Origin of the sequence: Pseudomonas sp. TH37 (genome assembly GCF_016650735.1) — a bacterium.
GTDB lineage: Bacteria > Pseudomonadota > Gammaproteobacteria > Pseudomonadales > Pseudomonadaceae > Aquipseudomonas > Aquipseudomonas farris.
Genome location: NZ_JAEKFD010000007.1, coordinates 145,341 through 159,680, shown reverse-complemented (window position 1 = coordinate 159,680; position 14,340 = coordinate 145,341). Strand labels below are relative to the sequence as shown.

General features: G+C 61.0%; 9 protein-coding genes. 8 read left to right on the top strand and 1 reads right to left on the bottom strand.

Features of this window, described 5'->3' with window-relative positions; all coding sequences use genetic code 11:
- Positions 1-17 precede the first annotated feature (17 nt).
- The 8 genes from betB (at position 18) to yccS (ending at position 13,338) form a co-directional block, all read left to right on the top strand.
- On the top strand, positions 18-1,490 hold the full coding sequence (gene betB, locus JFU11_RS18910) for a betaine-aldehyde dehydrogenase (RefSeq protein ID WP_123719637.1): 1,473 nt from the start codon (positions 18-20) through the stop codon (positions 1,488-1,490).
- A 170-nt stretch (positions 1,491-1,660) separates the two neighbouring features.
- Positions 1,661-3,364, top strand: a complete 1,704-nt coding sequence (betA, locus tag JFU11_RS18905) for a choline dehydrogenase (protein WP_201061778.1) — start codon at positions 1,661-1,663, stop codon at positions 3,362-3,364.
- A 281-nt stretch (positions 3,365-3,645) separates the two neighbouring features.
- Positions 3,646-5,088: a TldD/PmbA family protein gene (locus JFU11_RS18900; RefSeq protein WP_008072547.1), complete on the top strand. Its 1,443-nt coding sequence runs from the start codon at positions 3,646-3,648 to the stop codon at positions 5,086-5,088.
- Positions 5,088-6,437 (top strand): TldD/PmbA family protein, encoded by a 1,350-nt coding sequence (locus JFU11_RS18895; protein WP_123719639.1) that lies wholly within the window; start codon positions 5,088-5,090, stop codon positions 6,435-6,437. The genes JFU11_RS18900 and JFU11_RS18895 overlap by 1 nt, the downstream gene beginning before the upstream one ends.
- A 136-nt stretch (positions 6,438-6,573) precedes the next feature.
- Positions 6,574-8,001 carry a multidrug transporter subunit MdtD gene (mdtD, locus tag JFU11_RS18890; RefSeq protein ID WP_095052576.1) on the top strand — a complete coding sequence of 476 codons (1,428 nt, stop codon included), beginning with the start codon at positions 6,574-6,576 and terminating at the stop codon, positions 7,999-8,001.
- Positions 8,002-8,232: 231 nt separating this feature from the next.
- Complete coding sequence (gene dbpA / locus JFU11_RS18885; protein ID WP_207192970.1) at positions 8,233-9,570, top strand: ATP-dependent RNA helicase DbpA; 1,338 nt, start codon at positions 8,233-8,235, stop codon at positions 9,568-9,570.
- 131 nt (positions 9,571-9,701) lie between these two features.
- Positions 9,702-10,880 carry an NAD(P)/FAD-dependent oxidoreductase gene (locus JFU11_RS18880; protein WP_123719641.1) on the top strand — a complete coding sequence of 393 codons (1,179 nt, stop codon included), beginning with the start codon at positions 9,702-9,704 and terminating at the stop codon, positions 10,878-10,880.
- 274 nt (positions 10,881-11,154) lie between these two features.
- Entirely contained in the window at positions 11,155-13,338 is a 2,184-nt protein-coding gene (yccS, locus tag JFU11_RS18875; RefSeq protein WP_201061772.1) for a YccS family putative transporter, read from the top strand.
- 148 nt (positions 13,339-13,486) lie between these two features.
- Here the strand turns inward: yccS and JFU11_RS18870 are convergent, their stop codons facing one another.
- Positions 13,487-14,224 carry a transporter substrate-binding domain-containing protein gene (locus JFU11_RS18870; RefSeq protein ID WP_123719643.1) on the bottom strand — a complete coding sequence of 246 codons (738 nt, stop codon included), beginning with the start codon at positions 14,222-14,224 and terminating at the stop codon, positions 13,487-13,489.
- Between the last annotated feature and the right edge of the window lie 116 nt (positions 14,225-14,340).

Here is a 14,340-nt window from a genome sequence, read left to right as displayed (position 1 = left end):
GCTCTTGCGAGGACTTTATGGCCCGTTTCGAACTGCAAAAACTCTACATCGATGGCGGCTACAGTGACGCCAGCAGCGACGCCACTTTCGAAGCCATCAACCCGGCTAACGGTGAAGTCCTCGCAACCGTACAGCGTGCGACCAAGGAAGACGTTGAGCGCGCTGTGGTCAGCGCCGAAAAGGGCCAGAAAATCTGGGCTGCGATGACGGCCATGGAGCGTTCGCGCATCCTGCGTCGTGCCGTCGACATCCTGCGCGAGCGCAACGATGAGCTGGCCGCCCTGGAAACCCTGGACACCGGCAAGGCGTACTCCGAAACCCGTTACGTCGACATCGTTACCGGTGCTGACGTGCTGGAGTACTACGCAGGCCTGGTGCCAGCCATCGAAGGCGAGCAGATTCCGCTGCGCACCACGTCTTTCGTTTACACCCGTCGCGAGCCGCTGGGTGTCGTGGCCGGTATCGGCGCGTGGAACTACCCGATCCAGATCGCTTTGTGGAAATCCGCACCTGCCCTGGCGGCCGGTAACGCGATGATCTTCAAGCCAAGCGAAGTCACTTCCCTGACCACCCTGAAACTGGCCGAGATCTACACCGAAGCTGGCGTTCCGGCTGGCGTGTTCAACGTTCTGACCGGCAGTGGCCGTGAAGTCGGCACCTGGCTGACCGAACACCCACGCATCGAAAAAATCTCCTTCACCGGCGGCACCGACACCGGCAAGAAGGTCATGGCCAGCGCTTCCGCCTCGTCGCTGAAAGACGTGACCATGGAACTGGGCGGCAAATCTCCGCTGATCATTTTCGACGACGCCGACCTGGATCGCGCCGCCGACACCGCGATGATGGCCAATTTCTATAGCTCCGGTCAGGTCTGCACCAACGGCACTCGCGTGTTCGTACCGAGCCACCTGAAAGCCGCGTTCGAAGCCAAGATCGTTGAGCGCGTTGCCCGCATTCGCGTCGGCAACCCGGAAGACGAAAACACCAACTTCGGCCCGCTGGTCAGCTTCGCCCACATGGAAAGCGTGCTGGGTTACATCGCCAAAGGTAAGGAAGAAGGCGCTCGCGTCCTGTGCGGCGGCGATCGTCTGAACGACGGCGAATTCGCCAAAGGCGCGTTCGTGGCTCCGACCGTGTTCACCGATTGCACCGACGAGATGACCATCGTTCGCGAAGAAATCTTCGGTCCGGTGATGAGCATCCTGACCTACGAAACCGAAGAAGAAGTGATCCGTCGTGCCAACGACACCGAGTTCGGTTTGGCGGCTGGCGTCGTCACCAAGGACCTGAACCGCGCTCACCGCGTGATCCATCAACTGGAAGCCGGTATCTGCTGGATCAACGCCTGGGGCGAGTCCGACGCCAAGATGCCGGTCGGCGGCTACAAGCAGTCGGGCGTGGGTCGTGAGAACGGCATCAGCTCGCTGAACAACTTCACACGCATCAAATCGGTACAGGTCGAACTGGGCGATTACGCCTCGGTGTTCTAAGGCGGTATTTGCTTCGCCTGCGAGATCGCTATCGCAGGCAAGCCAGCTCCCACAGGTTTGGCGTCGTTCGCCAAATCTGCGGTGCCCCCGATCCCTGTGGGAGCGTGGCTTGCCCGCGATCGAGTGCGAAGCACTCGCCGACCTGACCAACTTCAAAGAGGGTGCATTCAATGTCCCAAGAGTTCGATTACATCATCATCGGTGCCGGCTCGGCCGGTAACACCCTGGCGACCCGTCTGACTGAAGACGAAGGCGTCACCGTCCTGCTGCTCGAAGCGGGCGGCCCGGATTACCGTCTCGACTTCCGCACGCAAATGCCGGCCGCCCTGGCCTTCCCGCTGCAAGGTCGTCGCTACAACTGGGCGTATGAAACCGATCCAGAGCCACACATGGACGGTCGCCGGATGGAATGCGGTCGTGGCAAGGGCCTGGGTGGTTCTTCGCTGATCAACGGCATGTGCTACATCCGTGGTAACGCGATGGACTACGACAATTGGTCGAAGCTGCCCGGTCTGGAAGACTGGAGCTACCTCGACTGCCTGCCGTATTTCCGCAAGGCGGAAACCCGTGACATCGGCCCGAACGACTACCACGGTGGCGACGGTCCGGTCAGCGTGACCACGCCGAAAGCCGGCAACAACCCGTTGTTCCACGCGATGGTTGAAGCCGGCGTGCAAGCCGGTTACCCGCGTACCGAAGACCTGAACGGCTACCAGCAAGAAGGTTTCGGCCCGATGGACCGCACCGTGACGCCGAACGGCCGTCGCGCCAGCACCGCTCGCGGTTACCTGGACGTCGCCAAGAAGCGCTCGACCCTGACCATCGTCACCCATGCCCTGACCGACAAGATCCTGTTCGAAGGCAAGCGTGCGGTCGGCGTGCGTTACCTGATCGGCGCCGCTGAAGAGCGCGTTGAAGCCCGCGCCCGCAAGGAAGTGCTGCTGTGCTCCGGCGCCATCGCTTCGCCGCAGATTCTGCAACGCTCCGGTGTCGGCCCGGCCGAACTGCTGAAGAAACTCGACATTCCGGTGGTCCACGACCTGCCGGGCGTCGGTGAAAACCTGCAGGATCACCTTGAGCTGTACCTGCAATACGCCTGCACCCAACCGGTCTCGCTGTACCCGTCGCTGCTGCTGCATAACCAGCCGGCCATCGGTGCCGAGTGGTTGTTCAACGGCACCGGCATCGGCGCCAGCAACCAGTTCGAGGCCGGTGGTTTCATCCGCACCCGTCCCGAATTCGATTGGCCGAACATTCAGTACCACTTCCTGCCGGTGGCGATTAACTACAACGGCAGCAACGGTGTGAAAGAGCACGGCTTCCAGGCGCACATGGGCTCCATGCGTTCGCCAAGCCGTGGTCGCATCCAGGCCAAGTCCAAGGATCCACGCGAGTACCCGAGCATCCTGTTCAACTACATGGCCACCGAGCAGGACTGGCAGGAATTTCGCGACGGCATCCGCCTGACCCGTGAAATCATGCAACAGCCAGCACTGGACGCCTTCCGTGGCCGCGAAATCAGCCCGGGCATTGACGTTCAATCCGACGAGCAGCTGGACAAGTTCATCCGCGAGCACGCCGAAACCGCGTTCCACCCGTCCTGCTCGTGCAAGATGGGCACCGACGAGATGGCCGTGGTCGACGGCGAAGGTCGTGTGCACGGCATGCAAGCCCTGCGCGTGGTCGATGCCTCGATCATGCCGATCATCACCACCGGCAACCTGAACGCGCCAACGATCATGATGGCCGAGAAAATCGCCGACAAGATCCGCGGTCGCAAGCCATTGCCGCGTAGCAAGGCTGCTTACTACGTGGCCGGTGATGCACCGGTGCGTGGCAAGCCGTTGCGGGATGTGAGCCTGACGGCGCAGTAAGACAGTTACACCAAGGCGCACCTATCGCGGGCAAGCCCGCTCCCACAGGTTTCGGGTTGGATTGCAAATGTGTAGTCCACCCAATCCCCCTGTGGGAGCGGGCTTGCCCGCGATGGAGCCCGACCAGACAACACATCTCGACCTGACGCATCCTGGCAATCCCTCCCCACACCGCTCCGCCCTTGATCTACCCCCCGCCCAGGCCTAATCTAGCGCCACGCAAACGTTTCACCCCCTCGCAATACCGATACATCGCAACTCCATACCAAGGAGGTTCCCGAATGTTCGATTTCCACCCCCAGCTCAAGCAGCGTTTTGCTGCCTTGCGCACGGGCGCTGAATTCTTTTCGCTGCGTTATGTGCGCGAGTCCGGCCAGTACCTGTCGGTACGCAAGAACGTCGCCGAACCGCCGAGCCTGAGCCGTGACGAAGGCGCGATGCTGACCGTTCGGGTCAACGGCGTCGAAGCCTATGCCGCCACCAACGATCTGTCCCAATCCGGCCTGCAAGCCGCGCTGGAGAAAGCCGAGCAACAAGCCCGTCGACTCAAGCCTCACGCCCTGCTCGACCTGCGTGAGCAAGCCGTCTCCAGCGACCGCGCCGACTATTTCTCGCCCAACTTCGACCAGCCCTTTCCGTCCCTGAGCGATTGCTACCAATTGCTCGGCGCCGAATCCGCCGCCGTGCCCAAGGACGAGCGACTGGTGAACTGGCAGGCGAGCATCGGCATCACCAACGTCGAGCAAATCTACCTCAACAGCGCCGGAGCCGAATTGCGTCAGGCCCAGCGTTTCGTCTACCCGAGCGTGGACGTCACCGCCTACGACGGCAGCGACAGCCAGACCCGCAGCCTGGGCCGCGAGAATTTCGGCCAGCAGGGCGGCTTTGATGTGATCAGCCGTTGCGGCCTGATCGGTGCCGGCCCGAAAGTCGCCGATCAGGCACTGCAATTGCTGCTGGCGCCGAACACCCCGCAAGGCCCGCGCGATCTGTTGCTGATGCCTGACCAAATGATGCTGCAGATCCACGAGTCCATCGGTCACCCGCTGGAACTGGACCGCATCCTGGGCGATGAGCGCAATTACGCCGGCACCAGTTTCGTCAAGGCAGAAGACTTCGGCAGCCTGCAATACGGCTCCGAACTGCTCAACGTGACGTTCGACCCGGACATCCCCGAGCAACTCGCCAGCTATGGCCATGACGACGACGGCAGCGCCGCCAGCAAGCAATTTCTGATTAAAGAAGGTTTGTTGCTGCGGCCATTGGGCGGCGCACTGTCGCAATTCCGTGCCGGCATGGACGGCGTTGCCAACAGCCGCGCCTGCGGCTGGAACCGTCCACCGATCGACCGCATGGCCAACCTCAACATCGAGCCCGGCGATCAGCCACTGGAACAACTGATCGGCAATATCGAGCACGGCATTTTGATGAGCACCAACCGTTCCTGGTCCATCGACGATGCGCGCAACAAGTTCCAGTTCGGTTGCGAATGGGGCCAGTTGATTGAAAACGGTGAACTCAAGGGTGTGGTGAAGAACCCGAACTACCGGGCGATTTCCGCACAATTCTGGAAAAGCCTCAGCGCTGTCGGCGATGCCAACACCGTCAAAGTGCTAGGCACGCCGAACTGCGGCAAAGGCGAACCGAACCAGGTGATCCGCGTCGGCCATGCGTCGCCGGCCTGTGTGTTCAGCAATGTGGATGTGTTTGGAGGAGACGCCTGATGAGTACTTCCACGAGCACTTCAAATAGCCAGGCCGAGTCATTCAAGGACCTGGTCAATTGGCTGCGCGGTGCTCTGCGCACGCCTGAGCAATTCACCCTCAGCTACGCCGCCGAGTCGTCGGCCTTCGTGCGCTTCAACCATGCCAAAGTCCGTCAGGCCGGGCAGGTGCAGCAGGCGAGTGTCGGGTTCAAACTGATTAACGATGGTCGTCATGCCGATCTGAATATCACGCTGTCGGGCGACCCCGAAGCCGATCTTCAGCGTCTGGCCGAAGGCTTGCAACAGTTGCGCGAAACCCTGCCACTGTTGCCTCAGGATCCATACCTGCTGCTTAACCAGAACGACTGGCAGAGCAACAACGTGCAGGAGCATCCGCTGCCGGACACCGAGCAAGTGGTTGCTGAAATCACCCAGGCTGCCGAGGGCCTGGACCTGGTCGGCTTCTACGCCGCTGGGCCGATCAGTCGCGGTTTCGCCAGTTCCTCGGGCGCGTTCGGCTGGCATCAGGCTAACAGTTTCAACTTCGATTTCAGCCTGTTTCATGAAAACGGTCAGGCAGTGAAAGCCAGTTATGCCGGGCACGACTGGAACAGCGAAGGGTTTGCCAGGCGCTTCCAGCAGGCCCGCGAGCAATTGGCGTTTCTGGGTCGGCCATTGCGCACACTGCCGCCCGGCGAATACCGCGCCTACCTGGCGCCGGCAGCGCTGGAAGAAATCATGGGCATGTTGAGCTGGGGCGGGTTTTCGGCCCAGGCGATTGCCAGCAAACAGAGCCCATTGCAAAGGTTCTACGCCAGCGAAGCCTGCTTCAGCCCCAACGTATGGTTGAGTGAGCAGGTCAGCGGTTCCTTGAGCCCGGCGTTTTCCGACGAAGGTTATCCTCGCGATGATCTGGGGTTGATCGCCAAAGGCATGGCCAATGCCCGACTGATCAATTCCCGCAGCGCCGCCGAATACGGCCTCGCTGCCAACGGCGCCAGCAGCCATGAATACCCGACGGCGCTGGTCATGAAAGGCGGCAATCTGGAGCAGGCGGAGATCCTCAAACGCCTCGGCACCGGGCTCTACATCAGCAACCTGTGGTACCTGAACTACTCGGACCAACCGGCAGCGCGCCTGACCGGTATGACCCGGTTTGCGACCTTCTGGGTCGAGAACGGCGAGATTCAGGCACCGGTCAGCACCATGCGTTTCGATGACAGCGTCTACAGCCTGCTCGGTTCGCAGCTGGAAGCGTTGACCGAGGAATGCGAGCTGATGTTGTCGGCTAGCACCTACAGTCAGCGGGCGACTGCTTCGGCGTTATTGCCGGGTGCGCTCGTCAGCCGACTTACGTTGACGCTGTAAATACAAAACCTGTGGGAGCGGGCTTGCCCGCGAAGAGGCCATCAGCTTCAACATCAATGTTGACTGACACATCGCCTTCGCGGGCAAGCCCGCTCCCACAGGTTTACGGTTACCAGACCAACCCACAAGAGGTCCCATGCCCAACCGCCCACCTCTCGACGCCGTCACCGCCCGCTGGGTACCGTGGGTTGTGGCCATTGCTTTCTTCATGCAGTCCCTCGACGGGACGATCCTCAACACCGCCCTCCCCGCCATGGCCCGGGACTTGGCCGAAGACCCGCTGCGCATGCAGGGCGTGATCATCGCCTACATGCTCACCGTTGCCTTGTTGATCCCCGCCTCTGGCTGGATCGCCGACCGCTTCGGCACCCGGAAAATCTTCTTCGGCGCGATCCTCCTGTTCAGCTTCGGCTCATTGCTCTGCGCCTTATCCAACACCTTGAGCATGCTCATCGGCGCCCGGGTGATTCAGGGCCTCGGTGGCGCGTTGATGTTGCCGGTCGGTCGATTGGTGGTGCTGCGCGCGTATCCGCGTTCGGAGCTGGTGCGGATCATGGGGTTCATTACCATTCCCGGCCTGCTCGGCCCGCTGATCGGCCCGACCATGGGCGGCTGGATGGTGCAATACCTGACCTGGCACTGGATCTTCCTGATCAACCTGCCGGTGGGTGTCCTCGGTTGCTACGCGGTATGGAAATTCATTCCCGACCTGCGCGGCAGTGAGCGCACCCGCTTCGATAGCCTGGGCTTTTTGCTGTTCGGCGCGGCGATGGTATTGATCACCATCGCCATGGAAGGCCTCGGCGAACTGCACATGCCACACTTGCGGGTGATGTTGCTGCTGTTTGGCGGCATGGCGTGTCTGGCGGCGTATTGGCTGAGGGCCGGGCACATCGACAATCCGCTGTTTGCACCATCGCTGTTCAAGACCCGGACCTTCGCCGTGGGCATCCTCGGCAACCTGTTCGCCCGGCTGGGTAGCGGCGCATTGCCGTTTCTGGTGCCGTTGCTACTGCAAGTGGCGCTGGGTTACTCGCCGTCTCAGGCCGGGATGAGCATGCTGCCCCTGGCTGCGGCCGCAATGGTCGCCAAGTCAGTGGCGCGGCCGCTGATCGAACGTTTCGGCTACCGCACCGTGCTGACAGGCAACACACTGGCGCTGGGGATCATGCTGGCAAGCATGGGCCTGGTCAGCGAGCAGACGCCGTATTGGCTGCTGCTCGCTCAGTTGGCGGTTCTGGGGGCGATCAACTCCTTGCAGTTCACCGCGATGAACACCGTCACCCTGATCGACCTCGACGACGCCAGCGCCAGCAGCGGCAACAGTTTGCTGTCGGTGGTCGCGCAATTGTCCCTGAGCCTCGGTGTGGCTTGCGCCGGCGCCCTGCTCGGCGGCTTCACGGCAGAGATCGGCAATGACGGCGTGGACACGGTTCTGGGCGCGTTCCAGCTGACGTTTGTGACGGTCGGAATCATGGCGATGCTGGCTGCAACGATCTTCTCGCAGCTTTCACCCAAGGATGGCCGACGAATGGTCAGCCGCGAGCACGATATAGAGCACTGATTTGTAGCAGCTGCCGAGGCACGAGGCTGCGTTGCGTGTCCGCAGGACCGCCCTCGGGGGCTGCTTCGTAGCCCAACGCAGCCTCGTGCCTCGGCAGCTGCTACACGCTATTCGTCCAGAATTTGCAGGTGGAGAGCATGAGACTGATACACTGCGCGACATTTTGTTTTGCAGGCCAGTCCCGTGACCACCATCGCCACCGCTTTTAATACTTTGCCGCTGTCCGCCGCCATGCTGGCTAACCTCGACTCCCTCGGTTATGCCCAGATGACGCCGATCCAGGCGCAAAGCTTGCCGGTGATCCTCAAGGGGATGGACCTGATCGCCCAAGCCAAGACCGGCAGCGGCAAGACCGCCGCCTTCGGTATCGGCCTGCTGAACCCGATCAATCCGCGTTTCTTCGGTTGCCAGGCGCTGGTCATTTGCCCGACTCGCGAGTTGGCTGACCAGGTTGCCAAGGAAATCCGTCGTCTGGCCCGTGCCGAAGACAACATCAAGGTCCTGACCTTGTGTGGCGGCGTGTCCTTCGGACCGCAGATCGGCTCGCTGGAGCACGGCGCGCACATCATCGTCGGTACTCCGGGGCGCATCCAGCAGCACCTGCGCAAGGGTTCGCTGGTGCTTCACGGCCTGAACACGCTGATCCTCGACGAAGCCGACCGCATGCTCGACATGGGTTTCTACGATTCCATCGAAGAAATCATCGCCCAGACCCCGGAGCGCCGCCAGACCCTGCTGTTCTCCGCCACGTATCCGGTGGGCATCAAGCAACTGGCGTCGAAATTCATGCGCACTCCTCAGATCGTGAAGGCCGAGGCGTTCCACGACGATACGCAGATCGAGCAGCGCTTCTACGAGATCTCTCCGGAAGAGCGTATGGATGCAGTGGTCAAAGTCCTCGCGCATTTCCGTCCAGCATCCTGCGTGGCCTTCTGCTTCACCAAGCAGCAGGTTCAGGAAACCGTTGATCACCTGACCTCCAAAGGCATCTCCGCCGTCGGTCTGCAGGGTGATCTGGAACAGCGTGACCGCGATCAGGTATTGGCCATGTTCGCCAACCGCAGCACTTCGGTGCTGGTTGCCACTGATGTCGCCGCGCGCGGTCTGGACATCGATATGCTGGACATGGTGCTCAACGTCGAACTGGCCCGTGACTCGGAAATCCACATTCACCGTGTCGGCCGTACTGGCCGTGCCGGTGAGAAAGGCATCGCGATCAGCCTGGTCGCCCCGTCCGAAGCCCACCGCGCCCAAGCCATCGAGCAGCTGCAGAAGTCGCCGTTGAGCTGGGATCAGTTGGACAACCTCAAATCCCAAGGAGGCGCACCGCTGCTGCCGGTGATGAGCACGCTGTGCATTGGTGCGGGCCGTAAAGACAAAGTACGTCCGGGCGACATTCTCGGTGCACTGACCGGCGACGCCGGCATCCCGGGCGCCCAGGTCGGCAAGATCGCGATTTTCGACTTCCAGGCCTATGTGGCCGTGGAACGCGGGATCGCCAAGCAAGCCTTGCAGCGCCTGAACGACGGTAAAATCAAAGGCCGCTCGCTGCGCGTGCGCATCCTCTAACCTGATCGTTCCCACGCTCTGCGTGGGAATGCATCCCGTGACGCTCCGCGTCACATAACGGCGGACGCAGAGCGTCCATGGCGGCATTCCCACGCAGAGCGTGGGAACGATCATTGTGTGAGGACACCGTTTTGCGCTCTACCGAAGTCGTGATCATTGGCGCTGGCGCCGCAGGGTTGATGTGTGCGCTGACCGCCGCCGGGCGCGGGCGCAAAGTGATGTTGCTTGACCATGCGAACAAGGCCGGCAAGAAAATCCTCATGTCGGGCGGTGGGCGCTGCAACTTCACCAACATGTACACCGAACCGAGCAATTTCCTCTCGCAGAACGAGCACTTCTGCAAATCCGCGCTGGCGCGCTACACCCAGTGGGATTTCATCGGTCTGGTGGCCAAACACGGCGTGCCGTACCACGAGAAGAAACTCGGCCAGTTGTTCTGCGATAACAAATCCAGCGACATCCTCGGCCTGCTGCTCGACGAGTGCGATCAGGTCGGCGTCAGCCTGCACCTGGACACCTCGATCCAGCACATCGAAAAAATGGAAAGCGGCTACCTGCTGCAAACCACCCTCGACCAAATTACCTGTGAGTCTCTGGTGATCGCCACCGGAGGCCTGTCGATTCCGACCCTTGGCGCCACCGGTTTCGGTTATCAAGTGGCCAAGCAGTTCGGTCACGACCTGCTGCCAACCCGCGCCGGCCTCGTGCCGTTCACCATCACCGATCAGCTCAAGGAGCTTTGCACCGAGCTGTCCGGTACATCGGTGGATTGCCTGGTGAGCTGCAACGACCAGAGCTTCCGCGAGAACATCCTGTTCACTCACCGCGGCCTCAGCGGGCCGGCGATCTTGCAGATTTCGTCGTTCTGGGAATCCGGCGACACGGTGGAAATCAACCTGATGCCGGATCACGACGTGCCGAGCTGGCTACAACAGCAGCAGGCCGAACGCCCGAATAGCGAGTTGAAAACCTTGCTCGGTGAAATCTTCACCAAGAAGATGGCCAATCTGTTGGCGGACAACTGGTTCGTCTCCAAACCGATGAAGCAGTACACCCACGCCGAACTGGCGGACATCGCCGAAAAACTGGCGAGCTGGAAAGTCGTGCCGGCCGGCACTGAAGGCTACCGCACTGCCGAAGTGACCCTGGGTGGCGTCGACACGCGCGAAGTGTCGTCCAAGACCATGGAATCGCTGAAAAGCCCAGGTTTGTATTTCATCGGCGAAGTGCTCGACGTCACCGGGCATTTGGGTGGCTTCAATTTCCAGTGGGCCTGGGCCTCCGGTTACGCCGCCGCACAATTCGTCTGACTCACGCAACCTGAATGTGAAATGCGGTCAATTGTGGGAGCTGGCTTGCCTGCGATAGCGGTCTGACAGTCAACATAAGATGTTGAATGTACCGGCCTCTTCGCGGGCAAGCCCGCTCCCACAGGTTTCTCTGCCAACCACAAAATTTGTGATCGGCAACAGATCCCTCGTACTCCAAGGAACAGATTTTGCTGTCAGATGTGATCGGCGCCATTGCGTCGGCGTCATTAGTGGCTCAATTTAGCGTCATTGCCTCGGAAGGCCTTCGCACTTCATGTCATCGACCACATTTCGGCAGTCTCTGCGTCGCCTCTGGGCGCTGGATAAATTCAGCTACAGCGTGCGGGTATTCATCGCCCTGACCGGCAGCATGGCGCTGTGTTGGTATCAGGATGAAATGGGGCTGCTGATCCCGTTGTTCCTGGGGATCATCGCCAGCGCCCTGGCTGAAACCGACGACAGTTGGCAGGGCCGCCTCAACGCACTAGCAGTGACGCTAGTGTGTTTCATGGTCGCCGCCCTGTCCGTCGAACTGCTCTTCCCCTACCCCGTCCTCTTTATCATCGCCTTTGCACTGGCCAGCTTCTGTCTGACCATGCTCGGCGCGCTGGGCGAGCGTTATGGCGCGATTGCTTCGGCCACACTGATTCTGTCGGTCTACACCATGATCGGCGTGGACCAGCGCGGTGGCGCGGTCACTGATTTCTGGCACGAACCGGTGCTGCTGGTGGCCGGTGCGGCCTGGTACGGCTTGCTCTCGGTGCTGTGGCAGGCGCTGTTTTCCAACCAGCCGGTGCAGCAAAGCCTGGCGCGGCTGTTCCGTGAACTGGGTTATTACCTGAAGCTCAAATCGTCGCTGTTCGAACCGATCCGGCAGCTGGACGTGGAAGCGCAGCGGCTGGAACTGGCCCAACAGAACGGTCGGGTGGTGGCGGCCCTGAACGCCGCCAAGGAAATCATCCTGCATCGGGTCGGCGACGGTAGGCCGGGCGTGAAAGTCAGCCGTTATCTGAAGCTGTACTTCCTCGCCCAGGACATCCACGAGCGCGCCAGTTCCTCGCACTACCCCTACAACGCGCTGGCCGAAGCGTTCTTCCACAGCGACGTGCTGTTCCGCTGTCAGCGTCTGCTGCGCCAGCAAGGCAAGGCTTGCCGCGCCCTGGCCGAATCGATCCAGATGCGTCAGCCGTTTATCTATGACGCAAGCTTCGCCGAGGCCCTGAGCGACCTGCACGCCTCCCTCGAACACTTGCGCATCCAGAGCAATCCGGCCTGGCGCGGTCTGCTGCGTTCATTGCGAGCATTGGCGGCCAACCTCGGCACCCTCGACCGTTTGCTCAGCGACGCCAGCAACCCCGATGCGCTCGCAGACGCCACCGACAGCAGCCTGCTCGACCGTTCGCCACGCAGCCTCAAGGATGTCTGGATACGCTTGCGCACGCAGCTGACGCCGACGTCCTTGCTGTTCCGCCATGCCCTGCGCCTGCCCCTGGCGTTGAGCATCGGCTACGGCATGGTGCATTTGATCCACCCATCGCAAGGTTACTGGATCATCCTCACCACGCTGTTTGTCTGTCAGCCGAACTACGGCGCCACCCGCCGCAAACTCGGGCAGCGGATCATCGGCACCGCCATTGGCCTGACCGTGGCCTGGGCGCTGTTCGATCTGTTCCCGAACCCGTTGATCCAGTCGAGCTTCGCCATCCTTGCCGGGGTGGTGTTCTTTACCAACCGCACCACGCGCTACACCCTGGCGACTGCCGCGATCACGCTCATGGTGTTGTTCTGCTTCAACCAGGTGGGCGATGGTTATGGGCTGCTTCTGCCACGACTGTTCGATACGTTGCTCGGCAGTCTGATCGCCGGGCTGGCGGTATTCCTGTTCCTGCCAGACTGGCAGGGTCGACGCCTGAACAAAGTGCTGGCCAACACCCTGACCTGCAACAGCATTTACCTGCGCCAGATCATGCAGCAATACGCCGCCGGTAAAAGCGACGACCTGGCTTATCGCCTGGCCCGACGCAACGCCCACAACGCCGATGCCGCGTTGTCGACGACGCTGGCCAATATGCTGATGGAGCCGGGGCACTTCCGTAAGGAAGCGGATGTCGGGTTCCGTTTCCTGGTGCTGTCGCACACCTTGCTCAGCTATTTGTCGGGGCTGGGAGCACACCGCGAAACCCAACTACCGTCGGACGTGCGCGAGCATTTGATCGACGGCGCCGGTGTGAACCTGGCCGCCAGCCTCGACGAAATCGCCCAAGGCCTGGCGAGCAAACAGCCGATTGCGATTCAGAGCGATGAGGAAGAAGCGCTGGCCAATGGGCTTGAGCAGATGCCGGATGAGATCGATGAAGGGCAGCGGTTGGTGCAGACGCAACTGGCGTTGATTTGCCGGCAACTGGGGCCATTGCGGACGTTGGCAGCGCATCTCATCAAGGACACTAGCGAAGCCTGAGATTTGTGGTGACTGGGCCGGCCTCTTCGCGGGCAAGCCCGCTCCCACAGGGTTCGGAGCTGAACACAGATTATGTGAACGCCACAAATCACTGTGGGAGCGGGCTTGCCCGCGAAGGCGTCAGCACAGACACCGCAGGTCTTTCAGATCACATCCCATGCTGCTTGAGCAACTTCTCATAACTCCCATCAACCTTCATCGCCGCAATCTCGCGATCAAAACCGGCGACGATCTGTTCATGCAGCGGGTTCTTGAGGCTCACCAGAATATGCAGGCTGTTCTCGCTCAATGGCTTGGGCAAAAACTCCACGGAATTGCGTACCTTGAATGATTCCCGAGCCAGGTAATACCGGGCGACGAACTCGTCTTCCAGGGTCAGCTTGACCCGGTCGGCCGCGACCATACGCACGGCCATGGCGAAGTTATGCACCGGTACTTTCTGCAGCGACACATCGTCGTCGAATGCTTGCGAATAGGCATAACCGCGTACCACTGCTATCGGGTAGGTGTGAAGTTGTTGCAGGTTGCTGAATTCGATCGGCGTGTCTTTGCGCTTGAGAAAGCGCACGCGGTTGAGCAGGTACTCGCCGGAAAACTGCCCCAGCTTCGTGCGCTCGTCGGTGTACCAAGCGTTGACCAGCACGTCGTAACGCCCCTCGCCTACCCCAAACAAGGCTCGCGCCCACGGCACCTGTTCGAAATCACTGGCATAACCGGCCCGTGCCAGCGCGGTGCTGACGATGTCCGTGGCCAATCCGCCATTGACCAGCGTGGCGTCGGTAAAGGGTGGCCAGGCATCGGCTACCAGACGCAGCTTTTCCGCTGTCGCGCTCTGTGTCAGCAACAGCAATCCAATCAAAGCAAACGCTCGATGCAATCGCGGCATGCCAGAAAATCCTTAGCGGGCGGACTGCCCGACGTGTTTTCAGCCAAAACTCCAAGGCCCCTCTACCGGCGAAACCCAGGTCCTAACATTAGCTTATCGGCGACATTGCACAGCGC